The sequence below is a fragment of the Rhizobium sp. AC27/96 genome (genome assembly GCF_001692325.1).
GTDB lineage: Bacteria > Pseudomonadota > Alphaproteobacteria > Rhizobiales > Rhizobiaceae > Rhizobium.
On the sequence record NZ_LXKN01000012.1, the window covers coordinates 41,866 to 66,129 of the forward strand.

At 60.0% G+C, this 24,264-nt stretch carries 19 protein-coding genes and 1 pseudogene; 14 read left to right on the forward strand and 6 right to left on the reverse strand.

Going from position 1 to position 24,264, the window contains the following annotated elements; all coding sequences use genetic code 11:
* Positions 1-373: 373 nt before the first annotated feature.
* From A6U86_RS11210 to A6U86_RS11245, 8 genes and pseudogenes are all read left to right on the forward strand, one after another.
* Positions 374-757, forward strand: a complete 384-nt coding sequence (locus tag A6U86_RS11210; RefSeq protein ID WP_068390653.1) for a hypothetical protein — start codon at positions 374-376, stop codon at positions 755-757.
* A gap of 158 nt (positions 758-915) precedes the next feature.
* On the forward strand, positions 916-1,290 hold the full coding sequence (locus A6U86_RS11215) for a FixH family protein (RefSeq protein ID WP_068390845.1): 375 nt from the start codon (positions 916-918) through the stop codon (positions 1,288-1,290).
* Complete coding sequence (locus A6U86_RS11220) at positions 1,287-2,729, forward strand: efflux RND transporter periplasmic adaptor subunit (protein WP_068390655.1); 1,443 nt, start codon at positions 1,287-1,289, stop codon at positions 2,727-2,729. The genes A6U86_RS11215 and A6U86_RS11220 overlap by 4 nt, the downstream gene beginning before the upstream one ends.
* The gene (locus A6U86_RS11225) at positions 2,726-5,899 is read left to right on the forward strand and encodes an efflux RND transporter permease subunit (RefSeq protein ID WP_068390659.1); all 3,174 of its coding nucleotides are present in this window, start codon (positions 2,726-2,728) and stop codon (positions 5,897-5,899) included. Before A6U86_RS11220 ends, A6U86_RS11225 begins: the two co-directional genes overlap by 4 nt.
* A gap of 232 nt (positions 5,900-6,131) precedes the next feature.
* Complete coding sequence (locus A6U86_RS11230) at positions 6,132-6,770, forward strand: glutathione S-transferase family protein (RefSeq protein ID WP_068390662.1); 639 nt, start codon at positions 6,132-6,134, stop codon at positions 6,768-6,770.
* A gap of 387 nt (positions 6,771-7,157) precedes the next feature.
* Positions 7,158-7,745, forward strand: a pseudogene (locus A6U86_RS11235) (virulence factor family protein); the annotation flags it as partial.
* Between the two features lie 182 nt (positions 7,746-7,927).
* Positions 7,928-8,101 (forward strand): hypothetical protein, encoded by a 174-nt coding sequence (locus A6U86_RS35445; protein ID WP_158008746.1) that lies wholly within the window; start codon positions 7,928-7,930, stop codon positions 8,099-8,101.
* The gene (locus A6U86_RS11245; RefSeq protein ID WP_068390669.1) at positions 8,098-9,378 is read left to right on the forward strand and encodes a lipoprotein-releasing ABC transporter permease subunit; all 1,281 of its coding nucleotides are present in this window, start codon (positions 8,098-8,100) and stop codon (positions 9,376-9,378) included. Before A6U86_RS35445 ends, A6U86_RS11245 begins: the two co-directional genes overlap by 4 nt.
* 374 nt (positions 9,379-9,752) lie before the next feature.
* Here the strand turns inward: A6U86_RS11245 and A6U86_RS11250 are convergent, their stop codons facing one another.
* From A6U86_RS11250 to A6U86_RS11270, 5 genes are all read right to left on the reverse strand, one after another.
* Positions 9,753-10,514 (reverse strand): metallophosphoesterase, encoded by a 762-nt coding sequence (locus A6U86_RS11250; protein WP_068390671.1) that lies wholly within the window; start codon positions 10,512-10,514, stop codon positions 9,753-9,755.
* A gap of 331 nt (positions 10,515-10,845) precedes the next feature.
* The gene (locus A6U86_RS11255; protein WP_141683678.1) at positions 10,846-12,291 is read right to left on the reverse strand and encodes a glutamine synthetase family protein; all 1,446 of its coding nucleotides are present in this window, start codon (positions 12,289-12,291) and stop codon (positions 10,846-10,848) included.
* A gap of 32 nt (positions 12,292-12,323) precedes the next feature.
* Complete coding sequence (locus A6U86_RS11260) at positions 12,324-13,760, reverse strand: APC family permease (protein WP_068390675.1); 1,437 nt, start codon at positions 13,758-13,760, stop codon at positions 12,324-12,326.
* A gap of 102 nt (positions 13,761-13,862) precedes the next feature.
* Positions 13,863-15,188 carry an APC family permease gene (locus tag A6U86_RS11265; RefSeq protein ID WP_068390676.1) on the reverse strand — a complete coding sequence of 442 codons (1,326 nt, stop codon included), beginning with the start codon at positions 15,186-15,188 and terminating at the stop codon, positions 13,863-13,865.
* Between the two features lie 211 nt (positions 15,189-15,399).
* Positions 15,400-16,776, reverse strand: coding sequence for an aminotransferase (locus tag A6U86_RS11270; RefSeq protein ID WP_068390677.1), 1,377 nt, complete (start codon positions 16,774-16,776; stop codon positions 15,400-15,402).
* A gap of 255 nt (positions 16,777-17,031) precedes the next feature.
* On the opposite strand from A6U86_RS11270, the gene A6U86_RS11275 reads away from it, so the two are divergent.
* Together A6U86_RS11275 and A6U86_RS11280 are read left to right on the forward strand one after the other, a co-directional pair.
* Entirely contained in the window at positions 17,032-17,328 is a 297-nt protein-coding gene (locus A6U86_RS11275) for a hypothetical protein (protein WP_244509880.1), read from the forward strand.
* A gap of 10 nt (positions 17,329-17,338) precedes the next feature.
* Positions 17,339-19,561, forward strand: a complete 2,223-nt coding sequence (locus A6U86_RS11280) for a N,N-dimethylformamidase beta subunit family domain-containing protein (protein WP_068390683.1) — start codon at positions 17,339-17,341, stop codon at positions 19,559-19,561.
* A 14-nt stretch (positions 19,562-19,575) separates the two neighbouring features.
* On the opposite strand, the gene A6U86_RS11285 is transcribed toward A6U86_RS11280, so the two are convergent.
* Positions 19,576-20,490: a GntR family transcriptional regulator gene (locus A6U86_RS11285; RefSeq protein ID WP_068390685.1), complete on the reverse strand. Its 915-nt coding sequence runs from the start codon at positions 20,488-20,490 to the stop codon at positions 19,576-19,578.
* 250 nt (positions 20,491-20,740) lie between these two features.
* Here A6U86_RS11285 and A6U86_RS11290 point away from each other — a divergent pair, with 250 nt between their 5' ends.
* The 4 genes from A6U86_RS11290 (at position 20,741) to A6U86_RS11305 (ending at position 24,257) form a co-directional block, all read left to right on the forward strand.
* Positions 20,741-21,676 carry an alpha/beta hydrolase gene (locus tag A6U86_RS11290; protein WP_068390849.1) on the forward strand — a complete coding sequence of 312 codons (936 nt, stop codon included), beginning with the start codon at positions 20,741-20,743 and terminating at the stop codon, positions 21,674-21,676.
* Positions 21,677-21,801: 125 nt separating this feature from the next.
* Positions 21,802-22,749: a sigma-70 family RNA polymerase sigma factor gene (locus tag A6U86_RS11295; RefSeq protein ID WP_068390688.1), complete on the forward strand. Its 948-nt coding sequence runs from the start codon at positions 21,802-21,804 to the stop codon at positions 22,747-22,749.
* Positions 22,750-22,996: 247 nt separating this feature from the next.
* On the forward strand, positions 22,997-23,581 hold the full coding sequence (locus tag A6U86_RS11300; protein ID WP_068390690.1) for a flavin reductase family protein: 585 nt from the start codon (positions 22,997-22,999) through the stop codon (positions 23,579-23,581).
* Positions 23,582-23,684: 103 nt separating this feature from the next.
* Positions 23,685-24,257 (forward strand): NUDIX domain-containing protein, encoded by a 573-nt coding sequence (locus tag A6U86_RS11305; RefSeq protein WP_083196791.1) that lies wholly within the window; start codon positions 23,685-23,687, stop codon positions 24,255-24,257.
* The last annotated feature ends 7 nt before the right edge of the window (positions 24,258-24,264 follow it).

The following is a 24,264-nucleotide window of genomic DNA, read 5'->3' on the forward strand; positions in this document are numbered from 1 at the left end:
TCCGAATAGACGTGCAGTTCGTCGTAAGGTGTTGTTTTTACATCAAATCCTACACATCGTACTTTGCTAAAAGTTGAAAATAATAATCATGTTTTGCCGCCAAGTGTTGCTGTGCCGCAACAACACATGTGAAGGGTGTCAGGCCTGCCAGGCGGCAGATCCTCACTCCATCGTCGCCCTGTGCTCAAACAACGGCGTCTCAAATACCGATCTTCGCTGCCAATATTGGCGGTCCATCCAGATGGCTTGAAATCCTGGCCCTTGAAAGAAGCGCAGCGCTCGAACCATGTTGGAAAGCCACCGTTGTGATGGGCGCAACACATCTCCGTGAGCCCGGCTTTCAATCCTCACAGCATCATGTCAGTATTGTGCAATGAGACTTTCAGGGATCGTCCATCGTCTGTTTCTGCTCGTCGCCATGCTCGCGGTCATCGTCGGCCCGATGAGCATCGGGCTGGCCGACAGTGCAATGGCATCTTCGGGTACCGCGACGATGGAGCGTATGGCCAGCGTCATGCCCGACATGCAGATGACGGATAATATGCCCTGCTGCCCAGAGAAGCAGCCGGTCCAGCGGGACTGCGCCAAGAGCTGTCCCCTGGCCCTGGTTTGCACGACGTCAATCTTCGCCCACGCTCCCGAGGCCCACGGCTGGTCGCTCGCGATTTCCTGGGTGTCGCATCGCTACGACCTCTTGCCGGCGTCACAATTGACGCCCGCACTCATCGAACCACCCGCCCGACCTCCGCAAGCCTGATCTCAAGCCATTTTTGAACATGCCCAAGGTTCACGCCAGGCGCTTGACTGCGTTTGCGCTGATCCGATGGCAATCAATAGTGACCCAAGGACGTGATCAAGACATCCGTCCCGATGAGATCGTAAATCATGAACACCACTTCCTTTTCCGCGGGGGCGATGCTCCTCGCCGGCGTGCTGATCGTTGGCTCGGCCACCGTGACACTTGCAGCCTCACAGGACTATGAATTCCAGCCTGTCTCGACCAAGGTGAAACAGGGTCAGGGATCGCTGGTATCCGTCCGCCTGATCGACAAACGCACCGGCAAACCCGTTCCCGACGCAGTCATCTTCACCACCCGCATGGACATGGCTCCCGAAGGCATGGAGACGATGACGACCCCGGTCGAAGCGGCCACCTCCACCGAGCCCGGCGTCTATGCTTTCAAGACCGACTTCACGATGGCGGGCGACTGGCGCTTCAAGCTCGCCGCCAAGCTCCAGGGCGAACCTGACACCGTCCAGGGCGAGATCGTCCTGAAGGCGGCTCCTTGAACACGCCATTGCGTGTGGCAGCCACGCTCTCCCTCGCCGTATTGCTCGGCGGGGGAGGCTATTGGGCTGGCACGAACGATATTGGCACGCAGCTCGGACTTCAGCTTGTTAAGCCGGCTCTTGCCACACCTGACGCTTCCATGACCGTCCCAACCGGGGCGATCATCTACTACCGCCATCCGGACGGGCAACCAAGGTTCTCCGCAACGCCGAAGAATACCGAAGATGGACGACCGTTCATCCCGGTCCATGCAAGCGAGGACGTGAGCTTCGCCACGGCGCCACCCAAACCGATCGATGCGGCAGCGACCGCAGCTTCATCAGACCCCACATCGGCGAAGGGAAAACTTCTCTATTACCGCAACCCCATGGGCCTGCCCGACACATCGAAGGTGCCGAAGAAGGACTCCATGGGCATGGACTATATCCCGGTCTTCGAGGGCGATCAGGGCGATGCCTCGACGGTAAAAGTCTCGCTCGGCAAACTGCAGCGCACGGGCGTAAAGACCGCCATCGCCGAGATGGCCGGCATAAGCCGAAAGATCCAGGTGCCCGGCACTGTCGCTCTCGACGAGCGGCTTGTCAGTGTCATCTCGATGCGGACGGATTCGTTCGTGGACGACGTCGCCAATGTCACGACAGGAGACCGCATAAGGAAGGGCCAAAACCTCTTCAGCTTCTACTCGAAGGACATCGCCGCTGCCGCCTCCGAATACGCTGCCGGGCGAAATGACGGTCGCGGCAGCGCGGATGCAGGCTCCGCTCTGCGCCTGAAAAATCTCGGCGTTCCCCAGGAAGCGATCGATACGATCGCGCGGACCCGTCAGGTGCCCCCCAGCATTGGTTATGTCGCCCCGCGCGACGGCATCATCCTAGAACGCGCGGCGACAACTGGCATGATGGCCAAGCCCGGCGACGCGCTCTTTCGCATCGCCGATATCTCCAACATATGGGTGATGGCCGACGTGCCTGAATATGATTTGGCCTCGGTCCACAGCGGCGCCGAAGTCGACGTAACAGTCCGGAGCCTTCCCGGCCGGACCTTCAAGGGCGTCATCGATCTGATCTATCCGCAGGTCGATATGCAGACGCGGACGACGAAAGTCCGTATCGAACTTGCCAATCCGGATGGGCTGTTGCTAGCCAACATGTACGCCGACGTCGAGATCGAGGCCGGCGTGCAGAAGCCAGTCGTCGCTGTCCCCAACAGCGCTGTCATCGACACTGGTGACCGGCAGGTCGTGTTCATCGACAAGGGCGACGGAAAGTTCGAGCCAAAGGATGTCAAGCTCGGCGTCCGGGGCGAGGACCGAACGGAGATCACCAAGGGTGTCGCTGCCGGCGACAGGGTGGTGGTGGCCGCCAACTTCCTGCTCGACGCCGAAAGTAACCTGAACTCGGCGCTCAGCGCCATGACACAGGAGGAGACAAAGCCATGATCTCCCGCCTCATCTCGTGGTCCGCCCACAATCTCATCCTGATCTTCGTCGGTGCGGCACTTGCCGTCGCAGGCGGTATCTATGCATTGCGGTCGCTGCCGCTCGACGCCATCCCGGATCTCTCCGACATCCAGGTCATCGTCTATACCGAATATCCAGGCCAAGCCCCGCAGGTGGTCGAGGACCAGGTGACCTATCCGCTGACCACCTCGATGCTGACTGTGCCGAAATCGAAGGTCGTGCGCGGCTTCTCATTCTTCGGCGTTTCCTTCGTCTACGTGATCTTCGACGATGGCACCGATCCCTATTGGGCGCGCAGCCGGGTTCTGGAATATCTAAACGCGGCGCAAAGCCGACTTCCGCAAGGCGTGACGCCGACGCTCGGGCCCGATGCGACGGGCGTGGGCTGGGTCTATCAATATGCGGTCGTCGCCAGGCAATTATCGCTCGCCGAGCTGCGGTCGCTGCAGGACTGGGTGGTGCGCTTCGCCGTCTCCAAATCCGAAGGCGTATCCGAGGTCGCGAGCGTCGGCGGCTTCGTCAAGCAGTATTCGGTCGTCGTCGATCCGGCTCGGCTGAAGGCACAGGGCGTCACGCTCAATGATGTCGCCAACGCGGTGCGCGCCAGCAATACCGATGTCGGTGGTCGCACGGTCGAGCTGTCGGAGTTCGAATTCATGGTGCGCGGGCGCGGCTACCTCAAGGGCATCCCCGATATCGAGAATATCGTCCTGAAGAGCCAGAACGGCGTGCCGCTCAAGCTGAGCGACGTCGCCAGGGTCGAACTCGTCCCAGACGAACGGCGCGGCATCACCGAACTGAACGGCGAAGGCGAGGTCGCGAGCGGTATCGTGCTGCAGCGGTTCGGTGCCAATGCGCTAACCGTCATAGACAACGCCAAGAAGAGTCTCGATTCGATCAAGAGCAGTCTTCCAGCGGGGACCGAGATCGTTCCTGTCTACGATCGTTCGACGCTGATCGAAGCTGCAATCGAAACCCTGAAAGGCACCTTGGTCGAGGAATCGATCGTGGTCGCTCTCGTGACGATCGCCTTCCTTCTCCATGTCCGCAGCGCCCTTGTCGCCATCATCATGCTTCCCGTTGGCATCCTGATGGCCTTCATCGCCATGAAGCTGCTTGGTCTCGGTGCGAACATCATGAGTCTTGGCGGCATCGCCATCGCCATTGGGGCGATGATCGACGCGGCGATCGTCATGATCGAGAATGCCCACAAGCATCTCGAGCGAGCGCCACCCGACAAGCCGCGGGTGGAAATCCTGGTGGAAGCGGCAAGCGAGGTCGGTCCGGCGCTGTTCTTCAGCCTGCTGATCATCACCGTGTCGTTCCTGCCGATCTTCACGCTGGAATCGCAGGAAGGCCGCCTGTTCGGCCCGCTCGCCTTCACCAAGACCTTCTCGATGGCCGCCGCCGCATTGCTGTCAGTGACACTCGTTCCCGCCCTGATGATCCTGTTCGTCCGGGGATACATCGTCCCTGAGCACAGGAACCCATTGAACAGATTCCTCATCTGGATCTACCGTCCGGTCATATCGGGCGTTCTGCGGGTGAAGACGGTGACCATTCTGGCGGCGCTTGTCATCCTTGGAGTCACCATCTGGCCCGTGCAGCACATCGGCAGCGAGTTCATGCCCAATCTCGACGAGGGCACGCTGATGTACATGCCGACCACCCTGCCCGGCATATCCATCACCAAGGCGGCCGAACTGATGCAGACTCAGGACCGGATCATCAAGTCCTTCCCCGAAGTGCAAAGCGTCTTTGGCAAGGCCGGCCGTGCGCTGACCGCGACGGACCCCGCTCCCACGGAGATGTTCGAGACTATCATCACGCTGAAGCCGAAATCCGAGTGGCGGCCAGGGGTGACGACCGAGAGCCTGAAGCAGGAAATGGACGCCGCCTTGCAGTTTCCCGGCGTCTCCAACGCCTGGACAATGCCAATCCGCGCCCGCATCGACATGCTGTCGACCGGCATCAGGACACCCGTTGGGGTCAAGGTCTACGGCACCGATCTCAGCGAAATGGAGAAAATCGCCCGCCAGATCGAGACCGTTCTGAAGACGATCCCCGGAACGTCGAGTGCCTATGCGGAACGGGTGATCGGCGGCTACTATCTCGATATAGTTCCAGATCGGACGGCGCTTGGCCGGTATGGTTTAACCATCAACGACGTTCAGAACGTCGTCGGCATGGCGCTGGGCTCCGAGGTCGTGACACAGACGGTAGAAGGCCGGGAACGCTACGGCGTGGCTGTAAGATATCCGCGGGCGTCTCGAAGCGACCCGCAATCGATCGCCAGGGACGTGCAGATATCCCTGCCGGGCGGCGGAACGGTGCCTCTCGGCGAGGTCGCGGATGTCAGGCTGACTCGTGGGGCGACGACAATCCGCACGGAGAACGGCCAGCTCGCAGTCTACATCTATGTCGATATCGCCAACCGCGATCTCGGCGGCTATGTGGCCGAAGCCCAACAAGCCGTGGCCAAAAGCGTGGCGATGCCATCAGGCTATTCGGTCGCCTGGAGCGGCCAGTTCGAATATCTTCAACGGGCAGAGGCACGACTTGCCGTTGTCGTTCCCCTGACGCTGGCGCTGATCTTTCTGCTGCTCTACCTGAACTTCAAGGCGCTGACCGAGACGATGATTGTCATGCTGTCCCTGCCCTTCGCGTTGGTCGGCGGCATCTGGCTGATGTGGTGGATGGGCTTCAACGCGTCCGTTGCGGTTGCCGTCGGCTTCATCGCTTTGGCAGGCGTCGCGGCGGAGACCGGCGTGATCATGCTGATCTACCTCGACCACGCGATGAAAGAGCAGCGCTCAGCCTGCGAAAAGGAAGGCCGTGTCTTCTCGAAGCTGGACCTCAACAGGGCGATCATGGTCGGCGCGGTCGAGCGCGTCCGGCCGAAAATGATGACCGTCGTCGCAATCATGGCGGGCCTCGTGCCGATCCTTTGGCGAACCGGCACGGGTTCGGAGATCATGCAGCGCATCGCCGTGCCGATGATCGGCGGCATGGTGTCGTCGACGCTGCTGACGCTGATCGTCATCCCGGCGGTCTATGGGCTGGTCAAGGGATGGCGGCTGCCAGCGGCATCAGCGGCCGATCAGTCCGTCGCCGAGGGCGATCAACTGGATCTCCAGGCCGCCGAATGACGCCCTGGCGGGAGCCGTCCACACGGTTCCCGCCGGATACTCTGCGCTTTTGATCAAGGCCGTCAACAAACACGGCTAAGCAACCAGGAAAATCGGCGCGGGATAGTTATCGGGAGTAAGATGCAGCGCCATTCGAATAAACTCGGCCTCAAAGAAGATTTTTGATCCGTAATTGTCGAAAAGGTGAATCTTCGTTCGTCTTCTACGACGAAGACACCGGAGGCAAAACCAAATGAAGTTGTATTTCAGCAGGAACCCCAATCCACGCCTTGCAGTTGCCGTTGCACGTTTCTTGAAAACGAATGTCGCGTTCGAGTTCGCCGCACCGATGGCTCCTGGACAATCGGAGCGGTATCTGCCGCTCAATCCGAACCTTCTTTTGCCGATTCTGGAGCATTCCGGTCGAACGCTTTGGGAAAGCGATGCGATTGCCTGCTGGCTGTCCAGACACGCCGGCTCGAACTTCTGGAGAACCGACGATGAAGAACCGGACATGATCCGCTGGATCAGTTGGGCGAAGGAAAACTTCATGAAGGCATGCGACATCGTCCACTGGGAGCGCGGCACGAAGCCGCGCTACGGTATAGGGCCCTGTGACGACACAATGGTTGCAGAGGGTCTAACACAATTCCACAAAGCGGCAGTCATTCTCGAAGGTGAATTGTCCAATCGATCGTGGATCCTCGGCGAGACCATCTCGTTTGCCGATTTTCGCATGGCGACGTTCTTGCCCTTCAACGACGCGGCACGCCTTCCGATAGAGGACTATCCCGCCATAAGACGATGGTCTGATCGGTTAAACCAAATCGAAGCCTGGCGCGATCCGTTTCACGGATTGGACGCTCCACGTTTGCCGCCGCTTCCCAACTGAAATGGCCTGGTGGGCGAACAAAGCTATTGTGGTCATCAAGCGATGTGAAGGGCTACATTGCTTGATGACCAACAAGCGTTTCAGATGGATCTATTCTCCGGGGAGCGCTTTCGTTTCGCCAAGCAGCATCGTTGTCTGCGACGAATTTCTTCAGCCCTACAATGCGGGCACCATCTTTTCCGGGAACATCGAGCGATATAGATAGGCTATCTTGAAAGAGGCCTCGCGCAAATGATCCTGAAATATGCAGCCGTTTTGATTGCGATACTTGCGGTCACGGGCGGTCCGGTAAATGCCCGACAAGACGGAGCCACCGCCAGGCCGCTGCCCAGTGAAACCACGCCGCCAAATCTTCCGATCCACATGATCAATGGCAAGGCGACCCGGGACACGCTCGCCATCCTTTATTCTGGCGATGGTGGATGGCAAGACCTCGACGAGGAGGTCGGCAGCTATTTGCGCAACGCGGGCATTCCGGTGATAGGAGTGGATTCCCTTCGCTATTTCTGGTCTGGGCGGACAGCCCGGAAGACGGCCGGAGATCTTGGTCGCATCATCGATTATTACACCAAGCGGCTGAACGTGCACCATGTCCTTCTTGTCGGCTATTCCTTTGGCGCAGACGTGATGCCGGCGAGCTACAACAGGCTGAGCCCGGAACAGAAGGCGAAGGTCGGGGCAATTTCACTCCTGTCCCTGTCGCACAAGGTCGATTATGTGATCTCCCTTGCGGGCTGGCTTGGGTTTCAAACCGAAGGCAAAGGCGGCAACCCCGTCGATGACGTCCGGTCGATCAGACCTGAGATAATCCAATGCGTTTATGGCAAGGACGACGATCACGACAATGCCTGTCCGGCTCTGCGGCGCACGGGAATAAAGGTGATCGGCATGCCCGGCGGCCATCATTTCGATGGTGATTATGACAGGCTCGCTCAATATATCCTTGCAGGCCTGAAGACACACACGGCCAAATAAGTCTTCGACCGGCAAGGCTTGAGCGGGCATTGAAAATCGCATGCATTCGAATTCCCGCTGTCCAATAATATACAACTGGACGCGGCGATTTTCGTCCGCGCATCGTGGCACAAGGGATGGCCTTGAGCGTTGGTTTGGGCGCTGTTGCCGGCACCGCCCCCGGCAGGGAATGGAGCTCTCAAATGTCGCGTAACCGGGTCCGGCGCAATGTTCGCGCAATGCTCGGCTGCCAGCTTTCTCCGGTGACGATACATCTTGCCGCCGCTCCAGAGCACTATCATGCAACTCGCAAGACCGGTGAGCGCACCAGCTTGACGCCAGACAATGCAGCCGGCGCGCTGGGAGCGACCGCATGAGCGAGACCGTCTCGATAAAGGGCGCCGGGCCGTTTTCGGCCTTCGAGCGCGTCGTTGCGTGGCGCTATCTGCGCTCCAGGCGCAAGGAAACGGTGATCTCGGTCATCGCGATCATCTCGTTCATCGGCATCATGCTGGGTGTGGCAACGCTGATCACCGTCATGGCTGTCATGAACGGCTTTCGCGCCGAGCTCCTCGACCGCCTTCTCGGCATCAACGGCCATCTGATCGTGCAGTCGACCGAAGGTGGTCTTGGTGATTACGAGGAGATTGCCGCGCGTATCAATGGCCTTGCCGGCGTGCGCCATGCGATCCCCCTGGCCGAGGGGCAGGTGCTCGCAACCGGCCGGGTTGGTGCGGGAACCGGCGCGCTGGTGCGCGGCGTGCGTCAGGAGGACATCGGCAAGCTTGCGCTGGTCTCCGGGAATGTCCGTCAGGGTACGCTCGGCGGCTTCGACGCATCCGGGGGAGCGGCCATCGGCAAGCGGATGGCCGATAGGCTGGGTCTTGCGGTGGGCGACGGCATCCAGCTTGTGGCGCCCGAAGGCGACGTGACGCCGTTCGGCATCACCCCGCGCCAGAAGACCTATCCGGTGGTGGCGATTTTCGAAGTCGGCATGTCGCAATATGACAGTTCGGTCATCTATCTGCCGCTGAGAGAAGCTCAGCTCTACTTCAATTCCGAAGATGTCGTACAATCGATCGAGGTCTTCGTCGACGACCCGGATGCGGTGGATCAGTTGCGCCCGGCCGTCGAGGGCGCGGCAATGCGGCCTGTGTTCCTGACCGACTGGCGCCAGCGCAACCAGACCTTTTTCTCGGCCCTTCAGGTTCAGCGCAACGTCATGTTCATGATCCTGACGCTGATCGTGCTGGTCGCCGCGCTGAACATCATTTCGGGATTGTTCATGCTGGTCAAGGACAAGAGCGCCGACATCGCGATCCTGCGCACGATGGGCGCGACGAGCGGTTCAATCATGCGCATCTTCTTCATGACCGGAGCGGCGATCGGCGTCGCCGGCACAATCGCCGGCGTCATGCTCGGCATCATCGTGTGCATGAATATCGAGCCGATCCGCCAGTTCTTCTCGTGGATATCGGGGCGGACAATATTCAATCCCGAGATCTATTTCCTCAGCCAGTTGCCAGCGCGCATGGACATGGCGGAAATCATATCGGTCGTCCTGATGGCGCTGATTCTCTCCTTCCTCGCCACGCTCTTTCCGGCCTGGCGCGCAGCCAGGCTCGATCCTGTCGATGCGCTGAGATATGAATGAGGGTGGCAGAAAATGGGTATACGCCTCAAGCAGGGTGAGCGCTCCTTCGCGCACCCATCCGGCTAGTTTGCAATCCTTGAAAAGATAAATTTCACGATTGGGCAGACTTCTGGCACGTTCGAATGCTGCAGCGATCTTGCCTTTGCGCATGAATCCGTTGAGTGCCGCGACAATGGAGCGTGTTCTCCGGATTGTTCGTGAGTAAAGTATCGCTTCCCAATTTTGGGTGAGACACAAAATAAATTGAAATAGCGATTCATCAGTTGGCTCTGATTGTCGATTTTTGACCGAGCCGGATACAAGCTAATTCCGGGGAGATGGCCGTTCAACCCGCATCCCGTGAAACCAATCGGTTACGGTCATGGGGACATGCTTCACCTTGGCCACCACTTGTCCACCTGGATAACGCCACCCTCTACCAATTCGGTGCAGAGGAAGTGTGAAAGTTCACCGCGCCGGATCACCGCGGCGCTCAGCCTGCCGGTCCGATATGCTCCTGTATCCAAAGCTATTCGGTTCGAGTAAATTTCGGGCCGTAGCGACTGCGTGATCGTGTGACCATGCATGACGACGTAGTCGAAGGCTTCGCTATGGTCGAGAAAGCCCGCCCTGATCCAGCGCAAATCATCCTCGCTTTGTTTTGCGAGCAGCACTCCAGGACGGATTCCAGCATGCACAAAACAGTAACGACCAATCTCCATGAATGTCAGCGCATTTTCCAGCAGATCGGCGTGGTGGGGAAAGGTGCGGCGGATATCCGCGGCGATATTCTTGAAATCCGGCACCGGACTGTCGGAATATGCGCTGACGGTTGCAACCCCTCCCCAATCCATCCAGTTGGCAGTGTCTTGATCGGTGAGCGTACCACGAAGCAACTCGCGCAGATAAAAATCGTGGTTCCCGAGAATAAGCCGAGAGCCGGGATATAGATCCAGCGTCAAGGCGACCCGATCAAGCACCTTTGGGCTCTGTGGACCACGGTCGATCAAGTCACCAAGGAAGATGATGATCGGTTTGGATAGCTGGCCGTGCGAAGCAGCCGCGATGTAACCAAGCATTGCTTCAAGGAGATCAGCACGCCCGTGGATGTCGGCAATTGCATAAATGTCTGGAGATACGCTGTCGGTGGTGGTCACTTTTTTCCTGCGGGTACAACTTGATCCGGGGCGTTATCCCATGTGCTTGCTACATATCAAAGCTTGAAGCAATGATAACCGGAACAACGCTGAGCTCAGTCGTACACAAATCGTTATTGGGCGACGAGCCACCTCGGTGATCGGAGATAGCCGCAGCCGAATAGCATCATTTCTTATATCCCGCCAAAACTGCAGTTTGAACAGTGTCGAGTGCGGTCATGCAACGATCGGGACTGTATGAAACTTCTCCTGCCGAGGCCCGTGACGCGTATGGGTTTTTCCGCGCCCCGTGGTCCCGCCCGCTTCAATTCCGCAGGCAATCGCCCCATGCTCAGCAGCGTTCGAACAGGCGCAATCTTTCCCAGTCGGTGACAGCGGTCTCGAATGCGTTGAGTTCCCAGCGGCCACTGTGCAGATAGTGCGCGATGACGCTGCTGCCCAAACCCGCCCGCAACGCTTCCGAAGTCTCCAGGTGCTGCAAGGCCTGGCCCATCGTTCTCGGGATGCGCGCGACCTCGGTCGCGCCATAGGCGTCGCCGACATGCTCGGGCGCTAGTTCCAACCTGCTCTCGATGCCCGCGAGCCCACTGGCGATCAATGCCGCGAAGGCGAGATAGGGGTTGGCGTCGGCGCCGGGAACCCGGCATTCGAAGCGCAGCGAAGGACCGTGGCCGAGCACGCGGAAGGCCGTCGTGCGGTTGTCGACCGACCAGGCCAGCCGCGTCGGCGCGAAGGTACCTTCCGTGAAGCGTTTGTAGGAGTTGATGTTGGGCGCATAGAAGAATGTCGCGGCTGGTGCATGGGCGATGGCGCCGGCCAGAAAATGCCTGAAGGTGGCGGACATTCCACCCTCGGACGCCGGATCGTGAAAGGCCGAGCCGCCACTTGTTATATCGCGCAGCGAAATATGGACATGACATGAACTGCCCGACAGCTTCTCGTCGAGCTTCGGCATGAAACTGATGGACTTGCCCATCTGATGGGCGATCTCCTTGCAGCCGTTCTTGTAGAGGACAAGGCGATCGCAGGTTTCCAGAGCCTCGGCATATTGCAAATTGATTTCCTGCTGACCGGGACTGCACTCGGCCTTCGAACCTTCGACGGGAATGTCTGCTTTCTCCATCAGCGTGCGGATCGCGCGAATATAGGGCTCGTCCTTGGTGGTCTGGAAGATGTGGCCATCCTCCGGATACCAACTGGAGAACTTCAGATTTTCATATTTGCGCGCCCTCGCCTCGTCGAAGGTCTCATTGAACAGGTAGAATTCGAGTTCCGCCGCCATGTCGGCGGCAAGCCCCATGTCGGCCAGCCTTTGCAACTGGTGACGCAGCAGCTGGCGCGGCGAATGGTCGAGCACCGCACCATTGCGGCTGGTGACGTCCGCCAGAATGATCGCCGTCTTCTCCAGCCAAGGTATGGCGCGTGCCGTGGAGAGATCCGGCACCAGGGCAAAATCGCCATAGCCCTTCGCCCAGGAGGCGCTTTCGTATCCGGGTACCAGCGTCATCTCCATGTCCGTCGCCAGGAAATAATCACAGAACAGCTGCCGGCAGGCACCGGTCTCCAGAAAGAAACGCCCGGTCAGGCGCTTGCCGATCAGCCTGCCCTGCATGTCGGTCATTGCCACGATCACCGTGTCGATCGCCCCCTCGCCAATCGCCTGGCTGAGCTGCTTCAGCGTCAGCCGACCCGCGATCGGCAGGCGCGAGGCCACCGATGTCTGATCGCGGTCTGCAAAAGGTGATGGATCGAGACGTAGCGCGGGGTCGTAGTTCATGTCGGTCCTCCGATTTCAGTTAGGTTCGTGCGTCAGATGTGTTGTGGCTGCGATTGCGTCTCGGCGGCGCGGGTGCGGAAGAACACCGCCCCCTTCCCAAACCTGGCGACTACCATCATCACCAGGCTTACGAGTACGATGGCGATGAGCGACAACAGGGCGGCCGGCTCAAGTTGGCGGATCGAGACAATCGCGATCGCCAGCAAGGTGGCACCCCCGATAGTCGGGATCAGGCCAAGGCTGATCAGGTTGCGCGTGTTTGCTGTGACGGTGGCGCGAAATGCCCAAGTCACCGTAAAGCCCGTCACCGCGTAGAAAAGCGCGAACATGATACCGACCACGCTGACGACGGTGTCGAAGGCGCCGGCGACCGAGGACAGAAAGACATAGAGCCAGGTCATCACGATCATGGACACGCCGAAGATGATCGTCGCCTTGGCCGGCGTGCGGTATTTCGGGCTGATCTCGCCAAGCACTCCTGGCAGCAACCGGTCTCGGGCCATGGCGAAGGAAATGCGGGCCGCACCGACCAGGAAGGCCTGCGTGGTGCCGAGGATCGACAGCACGATGGCGAGCGCCATCGCCTTGTCCCAGGGGGAGCCGACCAGCTGATGGGCAATGAAGATCAGCGCCGAATCCTGATGCGCGCTGATATCGGCCAGAGATGCCGCACCCTGCAGTGTCACGACAAGTATGGTGTAATAGACGCCCAGGATCGCAACTGACCACAGCGCCGCCCGGCCAGGATTGACCTCCGGCCGTTCGGTCTCTTCGTTAAGATAAATCGACGTATCCCAGCCGGTGAAAAGATAGACGGCGATAATCATGCCGGCGACCAGGCTGCCGGCGCCGCCGACGCCTTTCGGCGACAGCCACTCCCATGTCGGCGTCACCGTGCCTTCGCGCTTCAGGATGAACACGACATAGACGCCGATCACGCAGAAGCTGATCAGGATCAGGTGTTCCATGAGGGAGATGAAGGTCTGGAACCTGGCCGTCATGTGGATGCCGACGATGGCATAGATTACCGTGATGCTGCCGAGTAGCGTTGCCGAGATCACCTCGCCCCACGCATTCGAAACATCGGCGAAGCCAAGCAGCGTGAGTATGGCGGGGCCGATGGGGAGGATGTCGCTGACGGTGCCGAGTAGGTACCCCGCCAGCATGACGCAGCCGACCAGATACCCAAGATAGGGACTGACGGCGCGGCCAACCCAGACATAGGCGCCGCCGGCATTCTGTTGCCACATGTTGAGCCGGTGATAAGACCAGGCGATGGCGAGCATGGCCGTGGTGGTAGCGATAATGGAGAGGCCACCGGCATAGGCAGTCGCCGGAATGAGCAGCCCCAGCGAGACGGCCGTGGCCTGCCCCGGAGCCGAGGAGGCGATGGAGATGAGGACGCTTTCCCAGATGCGGATAGCTCCTGATTGCAAGCCCGGCGATGCACTGTCCGTATGGTCTGTCATGGATTTGACTCCCTGGATGGATCGAAGCGCGCTGGTTCCAGATGGATCAGCGATGCGGATTGCGAAGGCGCGCCCGGCGGACCGGGCATGGTCATCTGCTCTTCAGAGGTCGGCGGCTATGCGTGGCAGCGGCCGGGTGAGGATACGCGTACGGAAAAGAAGGTAGAGGCAGCCAACCGTCAGCCAGCCAAGGCCAAGTTCCACCGCCAGCCGATCGAGGCTGAAGAACAGCCAGCCGCAAAACAGCGCGCCGACGATGCCGGCGAGCGCGGCAAGAATGGGGCGTTCGCGCCCTTCACCACGCAACACGCAGGCAACGACGCAGAGGTTGACGGCGAAAAAGGCCGTGAAGGCGCCGAAGTTGATGAACGAGGTCGAGGTCGCGATGTCGAACCTGGCAGCACCCAGCATGACCAGGCCAACCAGCACGATATTGACCGCCGGCGTCTTGAAGGAAGGATGGATATAGGCAAAGCCGATAGACGGCAGGATCCGGTCGCGGCCCATCACATAGAGCAGCCGCGAGGCACTGGCCTGCGCGCAGAGGCCGGCGGCGAAGAAGGCGATGATGACGACGACGGTGAACACTGCCTTGAACGTCTCGCCACCGATCTGGCCGACGATTTCATAGGCCGCCCCGTCGACGCTGGCATAATCGAGTGAGGGATGCACCAGCATCATGAAATAGGCGGTGGCCAGGAAGATGGCGCCGCCGAGCAACGTGGCGAACATGATGGCGCGCGGAATGTTGCGGCGCGGGTCGATGGTTTCCTCCGAAAGCGTCGAGATCGCATCGAAGCCAAGGAACGAATAGCAGGCAACCGCCGCTCCCGCCATCACCAGTGGCAGGGTCGTCGCGTCATTGAAGAGCGGCCGTGAGGAAACCAGCGTGCCGACCTGCGGTGTGTTGAGCGCGAACTTGATGCACAGATAGATCAGCGCGACAACCACCACCAGCTGCACTGCCATGATCGCCAGGTTGATCTGATCGGTCAGCTTGATGCCCAGCGTGTTGATGATCGTCGACAGTGCAGCAACCGCGATCACCCAGATCCAGAAGGGCACGTCGGGCGCCAGTGTCGAGAGGCCGGTGGCGGTCAGCAGACAGATCACCATCGGGATGAAGAAATAGTCGAGCAGCAGTGCCCAGCCGACGGCAAACCCTGCTATCGGACCGAATACGCTCGAGGCATAGGTATAGGCCGACCCCGCCTTCGGATTGCGCGCCGCCATATAACCATAGCTGGCGGCGGTGAGCATCATCGCCGCTGTGGCCACGACATAGGCGAGAGCGACGGCGCCGCCGGTCTTAATCGCGATCGCACCCAATGTCGCGATCACCACCATGGGTGACATGTAGGAGAGGCCGAACATGGTGGCCGATGTAGCGCTAAGACGCCGGTCCAGCGTCGGTTTTGCGTCTGTCATGGATTCGTTCCCATTGTTATTCAGCCGGTTTTCCGGCTTGTTCCCCGCCCGTCGAGCGGGCTTGTTTTTCGTTGCGGGGGCGCACATGCATCCTTGCCAGCACGCTCCGTATTCCTAGGGCTCCTTGGGCGCGCCGCATCGTAGGGGTCCGAAGCGGCGCGCCTGCGGACTTCGCCCGGACCCGTCAACAGTCCGGGCTGATTGCATTCGGTCAGGCGGCTTCCTTGCGGGCCGAGGCGTAGACCTGATCGAGGATTTCGCCGAGCGTTGCGACGAGCGCTTCGATCTCCCGCGCGGTCGAAATAAAGGGCGGCGCCAGCACCACGGATGAGCCAAGCGGGCGGATGATGAAGCCGCGATCGCGCGCCGCCTTGGCAATACGCTCGCCGATGCGCAGATGGCCGGCGAAAGGCGCCTTGCTTGTCTTGTCCGAGACCATTTCCAGCGCCCCCATCAGCCCGACGCCCCTTGCCTCGCCGACCATCGGATGCTGGGCGAGCTGGTCCAATCCGCTCTGCAGCACACTGCCGACATTGCGGATGTCATCGAGGACACCCTCCTCGGTGATGATACGGATCGCCTCCAGCGAGATGGCGCAGCCGACCGGATGCCCACCGGTGGTGAAACCGTGCGGAAACTCCTCGAAGGCTTCAGCCGCCGCCAAGGCGCGACGGTCGATGTCTTTAGACAGCATCACCGCGCCCATCGGGAAATAGCCGGCCGACATGCTCTTGGAGGCCACCATGATGTCGGGCTGCATGCCCATCGTCTGCGTTCCCCACAAATTGCCGGTGCGGCCGAAACCGCAAATCACTTCATCGGCGACCAGCGGAATGCCATGACGCTTCAAGATCGGCTGGATGTGGCCGAAATAGTTCTGCGGCGGCACGATCACACCACCGGCGCCCATAACCGGCTCCGCGAACATTCCGGCAATGGTTTCCGGCCCCTCCGCCTCGATCGTCACTTCGAGATTGGCGGCGAGCCGGGCGCAGAACTCGTCATCGCTTTCGCCCGGCGCGGCATAGCGGTAGGCATGCGGGCAGTCGAGTACGACGATCTCCGGCAGCGGCAGGCCAAAAGCCTTGTTATAGTCCTTGGCGGTCAGCGACGCCGCCATCACGGTCGCGCCGTGATAGGCATTCTTGCGCGTCAACAACTTGCGGCGTTGCGGCTGCCCGTCATGCGCCCACATCATCCACAACAGCTTGACGACCGATTCATTGGCCTCCGAACCTGAATTGGTGAAGAACGCCCGGCTCATCGGCACGGGCGCCAGCGCCAGCATCCTTTCGGCAAGCGCGATCGATGGCTTGGAGTTACGGCCGAAGAAGGTGTGGTAGCCCGGCAGCTCCGCATACTGGCGCGCCGCCGCATCGGTCAGGCGTTGCTCGGAGAAGCCCAGCGTCATGTTCCAGAGGCCGGAATTGCCCTCGAAATAGCGCCGCCCGCCCGTGTCCACGATATAGGCACCTTCACCCCTTTCGATCACCACCGGCCCGTCTTGCCGCAGCGAAGGCAGGTCGCTGAATGTGTGAAAGAAGCTCTCGGCCTCGCGCCGCTCCCAGGACTGAATTGCTGTGGTCATTTTCTCGACTCCTCCGAAACCCGATGACCAAGCAAAACAGTCAAATTGCGTTTTGTCAATAAATAATGCATTTTTATTACAGACGACTTGCGACACGTCGCGGACGAGTGTATCTCCGAGATAGAGCTTAAGCTCGCAGATAAACTTGAGAATAAGGCACTCCATCCGTGTCTGACAGACACCAAATTGCTAAATTCTCACAAAGCGTGACTATGCGCTTTTTAATATAATAGGGCATTTTCAATGGCACGATACATGCTTGGGAAAGACGACCTGGTCTATGCGGTCGAATTCATGGAAAGTCCGATCGGCTATCACAGCCCGGGCCTGCAGCGTGTGCTCAACCTGATGCGTGGTGGCGCGCTCGAGGGCAAATACGTGCTGGTCACACTCGAACCCTGTCGCCGCTGGGCGTTGGCAAGGCTTCCAGGCCGGCGCGGCGCACCGGTCAGCCTCGTTGCTGGCGTCGAATACACCGACCAGCTGGAGGCGGAGCGGGATGTGTTTCGCCGCCGCTGGCACGACTTGACCGGAACGGAACTCAAGGCCTGAAGGACCCATCATGCTCAAGATCGCCGCCTACACGGACAGGATCAGCTGCTTTCCCGGCGACACGATTGACATCAAGGTCAGCGCCATCGGTCTTCAAACCTATCGGGCCGAGCTGCGGCGCGTCATCCAGGGTGATATCAATCCGGATGGGCCGGGTTATCGCGACGAGCTGATCGCGGCCGATCTCGGTGGTCCGTTTCCCGCACGCGAGCAGAAAATTCGCCCTGGCTCCTACGGCAGGGTGGAAGGTGCTGCCGAACTCTGCCCCTCCGGCTCCTTCACCATTGCCGCCCTGATCTGGCCGACATTGCCCGGCCGGGGCCGGCAGTCAATCCTATCCGTTGGCACTCCCGAGAACGGCTGTCGCCTCTTCCTCGATGACAACGCCATGGCGTCGACAGAGCTGACAAGCGAGGGCCACACGAGTGCCGTCGCGTCCGGCGCCGCCTGCCGTGAGCACTCATGGTATGTTGTCGTCGCGACCTATGACGCCACCGCCGAGCGGCTGACAATCAGCCAGATTGCCGTGCAGCGGTTTCCGAAGATCGCCGATTCCGCATCGGATTCGGTTTCGGCGCGCGGCCACCACAACGTGTTGTCTCGCTCTCCCATCCTCTTCGGTGCGTCGATGGCGGCTGGCGGATTTCCCGGATGGTTCTTCAACGGCAAGATCGAGAATCCACGCATCTATGACGGCGCATACTCGGCAGGGCAGATCGCCCTGATCATGCTCGGCTGTGCGAGCCCGCTGAAACCGGCCGCGGACTGGGATTTCGCGGAGAACATGCGCGGCGACCGTCTTTCGGATCGTGGCCCGCACCGCCTGCACGGCCGCTTCTTCAACCTGCCGCACCGGGCCGTGACCGGGTGCGGTTGGAGCGGCGGAAGTTATCGCTGGGTCGAGGATCCCGCCTGCTATGCCGCCGTGCATTTCCACGACGACGATCTTTATGACGCCGCCTGGCAGACTGATTTCGCCGTCACGGTGCCGGCCGATATCAAGAGCGGCGTCTACGCCGTGCGACTGTTCTCCGATGAGGACGCCGAGGCTGAGTATTTCGTCGTCTTCGTCGTGCGGGCAAGGCACCGCAAGAACAGCGTCGTGTTCGTGCTGCCTACCGCCAGCTACATGGCCTATGCCAACCACCGCCTCGGCATCGATGTTTCGGAAACCGAGATCGGCACCGGCCAATTGCTGCAGCTCGACCGCCACCATCTGCACCTGCAGGAACATCCCGAACTCGGCCTGTCCCTGTACGAGGTGCACAATGACGGTTCCGGCGTCTTCTATTCGTCACGGCTGCGGCCGATCCTCGACTTCCAGCCCAAGGTGCAGGGCTTCATCGGCGGCACCGGCTCCAACATCTGGCAGTTCAACGCCGACACCCACATTCTCGGCTTCCTCGAGGATCGCGGCATCGCCTATGACGTGCTGACCGACGAGGACCTCGACCGCGAGGGCGGCAATGCTTTTGACGGTTACCGTGTTGTCCTCACCGGCAGCCACCCCGAATACACCAGCACCCGCATGCTCGATGCCTATCAGAGTTTTCTCGATCGTGGCGGCCGCGTCGCCTATCTCGGCGGCAACGGCTTCTACTGGCGCATTGCCTACAGCGAGGCACTGCCCGGCGTCATCGAATGCCGGCGCGCGGAATCCGGTATTCGCGGCTGGGAGCCGGGCACCGGCAATTACTGGCACCAGTTCACTGACGAACTCGGTGGCCTGTGGCGCCGCATCGGCCGCCCGCCGCAACAGATCTTCGGCGTCGGCATGACCGCGCAGGGCTTTGACCTGTCGTCACCCTATATCCGCAACGAAGCCAGCAACGATCCGCGCGCCAACTTCATCTTTGCTGGCGTCGAGGGCGACGTGCTCGGCGATTTCGGGCTCAACGGCGGTGGTGCCGCCGGCAACGAGATCGACCGCGCCGACCTCGCCCTGGGCACGCCGCCACATGCGCTGGTGCTGGCGTCGTCGAGGATGCATACGGATATCTACCTGATGACGCCCGAGGACCTGCTCGACCCGACACCAACCTGGTCGGGAACCCAGTGCGATCTCATCCGTGCGGACATGGTATTCTTCGAGACGCAGAGCGGCGGCGCCGTCTTCTCCACCGGCTCCATCGCCTGGGCCGGCGCCATGGCCTGGAACGCCTATGACAACCAAATCGCCGACATTACCGAAAATGTCGTGCGCCGCTTTGCCGCCGAGAAGGGGTTTGGCTGAGCCGCGAAAAGGCCTCAGTCGGCCTCGCCGCCGATCCGGACACGGCCGGAGCGCACCGATTCCAGGTCCTCCTCCAGATGGACGAAGGTTTCCTCGCGTGAGATTTGGAGATGTATCCGCATCAGCGCCGCGGCGAGCTGGTGTTCGCCGGCCTTTAACGCCGCCATGATGCCGCGATGCTCCGCGAGAGACTGGCGGATGCGTTCTCGCCGGCCAAAACCGAGATATTCGTTGACCCGGCGGATGTTGTTCTGTCGTTCGATCGCCGCGACAAGGCTGGCCGATCGGGCACCCTGCGCGATCATCAGATGGAATTTCGCGTCGAGCTCGAACAGGCGCCGACTATCCATCGTTTCCATGGTATCGATGGCCCGCGCATGCTCGCCGTCGAGAGCCTCCATCACGCTCCGGTCAACCTCATAGAGATCCGACAGGATCGCTGCCGGCTCGACTATCTGGCGGAAGCGGTATCCGTCATCGAGCGCGGCAGCGCCGACATCCGCAAAGATCCAGCCGCGACCGGGCGACGGTTCGGCAAGCTGGTCGCGCATCAGTCGGCGCAAGGTCGAGGTCAGGCCGCCCGGTGTGGCATTGTAACGCGCCAGCAGCGCCCGCTCGCTGATGACGCCATCCAACGCGCCAAGCGCCATGTCGCGCATCACCGTTTCATCGAGCGAAAGTGTAACCACTTGCCCTTGGGCGGCGTCGGCCCTGCTTGCTTCAAGCAATCGGAAACCGCGGTTCGCCTCGTAGCTGACAACGCCCTCGCGTTGCAATTGCACCAGAGCCCGACGCACCGGCGTGCGTGATACGCCGAGAATGGCAGCAATCTCTGCCTCGTTGATTCGCTCTCCGACTTGAATTCCCTCGAAGAACTGGGCCCGAAGCTGATTGCGAATACGTTCCTGAAGCGGCGAGACTGCGGTCATGCACAATCCGTAGCATTGTGTTTTGCGTGCGTATAGTACCGACGAAAGCTGGAAGCGCATTTCACCCGCTTCTTCGTCGGCGTCGTTTTTCGCATCGAGAATATAGAGCTGCTCCCTAGCACGCCTATGTCAGGTCGCTGTTCGCCGCCGTCATCGGGCCGCGTATCCTTTTTCGTCTCAGCCTCGTCTTGGAAATGACGTGCCGGCCAAATTGGTGGTCGGCAATCCCAGGAAGCAGGAGACCGACGAAATGGCGAGTAAACAAAGCGAAGCGAACAAGAAGCACTACGAGACGATTGCAGCCCACGCGCAAAGCGGCGAACAACTGTCGCCCGAGGAGGCCGCCGCCTGGAGCGATGCCGAATGGACCAAGCTGACGGCTGAACCGGGCGGCGTCGACTTTCTGGAGATGGAGGTCGGCGGCAAGCCGGCACTGTGGATCGTCCCGAAAGGCGCGGCGCTTGATCGAGTCATCTTCTATATTCACGGCGGCGGATTTGTCGGCGGCTCGATCTACACGCATCGAAAGATGATCGCCCATCTCGCCAAGGCGACCGGTTGCCGAGCTCTCGCCATGAGCTACGACTTTGTTCACCAGCGGCGGCACTATCCCGCCCAGCGCAATCAGGCCGTTGATGTCTATCGCTGGCTGCTGGATCAGGGCATCGAGCCTCGACATATCGCAGGCGCCGGGGATTCAGCCGGCGCTGCAATTCTTTTTGGCGCACTCCTGGTGGCTCGTGATCGAGGGCTGCCGCTTCCGGCGGCGATCATGAGCATCTCAGGATGGTTCGACATGACGGCAAGCGGCGCGAGCTACCAGTCAAACAGCCAGAAGGACCTCTTCTTCCAGAGAGAAACGGTTCAGTGGCTGGCCGGCATGGTGCTTGCCGGGGCAGACCCACGCGATCCCTATGCAAGTCCGCTCTTCGCAGATGTCACGGGCTTCCCGTCAATCTTCCTGCAGGCCGGCGGTGATGAAACACTACTCGACGACAGCCGCGTCTTTGCCGAGCGCGCTAGAGCTGCCGGTGTCGATGTAAGGCTCGATGTATTTCCGCAGATGCTTCATTCCTTCCAGATGATGGCCGGCCGTGCGCCGGAGGCGGACGATGCGATCGCCAGGCTCGCCGCGTGGGTAAGGCCCAAGCTCGGGCTTCCCGGGACAGAAAGCAACGCCTCGTGATTTCAGCAAGGCACAGGGCCGGCGAACAGGATTTCCTTTGCTTTGTCGGCTCGGATAGGATGAACGCGCGGAGGAAGCTTGCGACAAAGGTCGCAGCGACCTCAGCGATCTTGGATGGATAAATCATGAAATCGCAGCCGCGCGTCAAATCCACCGGCCTCTTCGATGTCCGATATGCCGATTTTCTCAAGACGGTCTCGCATCTGCGTGGCCAGCTTCATCGCTATTGCGCGCGTATGACCGGCTCGGCCATGGATGGCGAGGATATCATGCAGGAAGCGCTGTTCGAGGCCTATTGCAAGGTCGATCAGCTGCAGGATCCGCGAGCTTTGCAGGGGTGGTTATTCCGTATTGCACACAATCGCTGCATCGACTTTCTGCGCAATCGCAAAGCCCGGGAGCGAGCCGAGGCGAACTATGCGCAGGAGAAGATCATCCTGCCGGTCGAGCCTAGTGGTTTCGGCGCTGGCCGGGCGATCGAGCGCCTGGTCATTCATCTGCCACCGAAGGAGCGAGCCTGTGTGCTGCTGAAGGATGTGTTCGACTATTCGCTGGACGAGATTGCCGAATTGGTGGGTTCGACTGTCGGCGGCGTCAAATCGGCGCTCAATCGTGGCCGAATGAAGCTTGCCTTCTTGCCGGCATCACCTGCAGTACCTCCCGCGGCTGTCGCGCCCGATCCCCAGTTGGCGCGGCTGCTCGACCGCTATGTCGATCTGTTCAATCAACGCGACTGGGACGGCGTTCGCGCCCTTGCAAGCGCCGACGCTAGATTGCGCGTATCCGATTGCTTCAACGGCCTGCTGGTCGATTCACCTTATTTCGCCGAGTTCGAGCGGGCACAGGCGCCCTGGCGGATCGACATCGGCGATGTGGAAGGCGAGGCCGTGCTGATCGTTCTGTTCGAGCGGCACGATGGCTGGATTCCAACCTATCCCGTGCGCGTGCGTGTCCGAGATGGCTTGATCGACGCTATTACCGATTATTACGCCTGCCCATGGTTGTTTCCGGCGGCAGACAATGTTCGCGTCAATGGCCGACCGATTTTCGATGGCACTGAGAAACGCTCATAGCGGGAGGCCGCCGTATCGGTTGTTTAAACGGGATCAGACCGAGGTTGTGCGGCGCTTCCACATATGTCGGCATTCAGCGCTATGCGACAAGGAGATCTATAATATCTAAGGCGAATTCAGTTCAAACAACGAGTAGTCCTGCCGAACGGCCCTGAGCGACAAGGGTGAATTTGGTTGCTATAGGAAATCACCAAGGCTGCAATTCGATTTTCCTGCCCACCCGTAACCTCATCTGTCTGGACTTTCGATGAACGAACACATGAAATCCGTTGAGCTTCATAAGGCGTTTCGTTTGATCAATCACGGTCCAACCGTGCTCTTATCAGCCCGGCACGCCGGTATCGACAATGTCATGGCTGTAGCCTGGTGCTGTGGGCTCGACATTGATCCTCCAAAACTTACCGTCGTCGTGGACCAGATTGCCCAGACCCGTTCATTGATCGAGGCAACCGGACACTTCCTCGTCCAAGTGCCGACAGTTGCGCAGCTTGAACTGACACGCGAGGTCGGAACACGGACATTGTACAAGGAACCGAACAAGCTCGAGACAGCGGGTGTCTCGACTTTCGAAATGCCCGGCCACGATCTACCTTTTGTCGAAGGCTGCTCTGCCTGGCTCGCCTGCAAGCTGATGAGCGAGCCGCATATTCAGAACACCTACGATCTCTTCATCGCGGAAATAACTGCGGCCTGGGCCGATGAGCGCGTGTTCCGGGATGGGCATTGGCATTTTGAAACTGCTGACCCCCAGTGGCGAAGCCTTCACCACGTCGCAGGCGGGCATTTTTACGCGATTGGAGAGCCCCTTTCCGTTGCCAGCGGAGCAGGCTGAAATCGCCCCGAGGCAATGCGAAGGCTGCTACCGCTGAAATGCGAAAATCGTTGAATAGGTGGCCGTGACGACGAAGAGCTGAGCGCTTGGGAGAGGTTGGAACATGATGAAGAACCCGATTGACGTGCTTGACGAGTCCGGGTTGCGGACTGGTGAGGTGCTTTCCCGATCCGACATACACCGGCTGGGAAAGCCACACAGGGTCGTGCACCTCTATCTCTTTGACGTAAAAGGTCGATTGCTTCTCCAGCGCCGCTCACTGACAGTCGATCATTTTCCCGGCGCATTGACCATTTCCGTGCTTGGGCACGTCGATGCGGGAGAGACCAGCATGGATACGGCCGAAAGGGAGCTGGAAGAAGAGCTTGGTCTTTCGCGCGACAGAGTGTCGAGCCGCTTCCTGTTCTCGTACAGACGCGACGCGGTATTGAGCGACGACTATATTGATCGCCAGTTCAACGACGTCTATGCCGCATGGGGACATTTCACGCTTTCAGATGTGGCGGTCGACAATAGCGAAGTGGCGGGCGTGAGCCTGGTCGAGTTTCCTGAATTCATTGCGATGGCATCCGATCCAGGCAGCGCTCTTGCCGATGTCTACCGTGATGAGGCAAGAGATGTCGCTTATTTCCTGTCAAAGCAATTCGCAACCGTCGATCACCTAACCGCAATTTGAGGCACCG

Bases quoted from the DNA above. Each gene is read 5' to 3' on its own strand.
- A6U86_RS11210 (WP_068390653.1), top strand. From the start codon at position 374: ATGAGACTTTCAGGGATCGTCCATCGTCTGTTTCTGCTCGTCGCCATG.
- A6U86_RS11215 (WP_068390845.1), top strand. From the start codon at position 916: ATGCTCCTCGCCGGCGTGCTGATCGTTGGCTCGGCCACCGTGACACTT.
- A6U86_RS11225 (WP_068390659.1), top strand. From the start codon at position 2,726: ATGATCTCCCGCCTCATCTCGTGGTCCGCCCACAATCTCATCCTGATC.
- A6U86_RS11230 (WP_068390662.1), top strand. From the start codon at position 6,132: ATGAAGTTGTATTTCAGCAGGAACCCCAATCCACGCCTTGCAGTTGCC.
- A6U86_RS35445 (WP_158008746.1), top strand. From the start codon at position 7,928: ATGTCGCGTAACCGGGTCCGGCGCAATGTTCGCGCAATGCTCGGCTGC.
- A6U86_RS11245 (WP_068390669.1), top strand. From the start codon at position 8,098: ATGAGCGAGACCGTCTCGATAAAGGGCGCCGGGCCGTTTTCGGCCTTC.
- A6U86_RS11255 (WP_141683678.1), bottom strand. From the start codon at position 12,291: ATGAACTACGACCCCGCGCTACGTCTCGATCCATCACCTTTTGCAGAC.
- A6U86_RS11260 (WP_068390675.1), bottom strand. From the start codon at position 13,760: ATGACAGACCATACGGACAGTGCATCGCCGGGCTTGCAATCAGGAGCT.
- A6U86_RS11265 (WP_068390676.1), bottom strand. From the start codon at position 15,188: ATGACAGACGCAAAACCGACGCTGGACCGGCGTCTTAGCGCTACATCG.
- A6U86_RS11270 (WP_068390677.1), bottom strand. From the start codon at position 16,776: ATGACCACAGCAATTCAGTCCTGGGAGCGGCGCGAGGCCGAGAGCTTC.
- A6U86_RS11275 (WP_244509880.1), top strand. From the start codon at position 17,032: ATGCTTGGGAAAGACGACCTGGTCTATGCGGTCGAATTCATGGAAAGT.
- A6U86_RS11280 (WP_068390683.1), top strand. From the start codon at position 17,339: ATGCTCAAGATCGCCGCCTACACGGACAGGATCAGCTGCTTTCCCGGC.
- A6U86_RS11285 (WP_068390685.1), bottom strand. From the start codon at position 20,490: ATGACCGCAGTCTCGCCGCTTCAGGAACGTATTCGCAATCAGCTTCGG.
- A6U86_RS11290 (WP_068390849.1), top strand. From the start codon at position 20,741: ATGGCGAGTAAACAAAGCGAAGCGAACAAGAAGCACTACGAGACGATT.
- A6U86_RS11295 (WP_068390688.1), top strand. From the start codon at position 21,802: ATGAAATCGCAGCCGCGCGTCAAATCCACCGGCCTCTTCGATGTCCGA.
- A6U86_RS11300 (WP_068390690.1), top strand. From the start codon at position 22,997: ATGAACGAACACATGAAATCCGTTGAGCTTCATAAGGCGTTTCGTTTG.
- A6U86_RS11305 (WP_083196791.1), top strand. From the start codon at position 23,685: ATGATGAAGAACCCGATTGACGTGCTTGACGAGTCCGGGTTGCGGACT.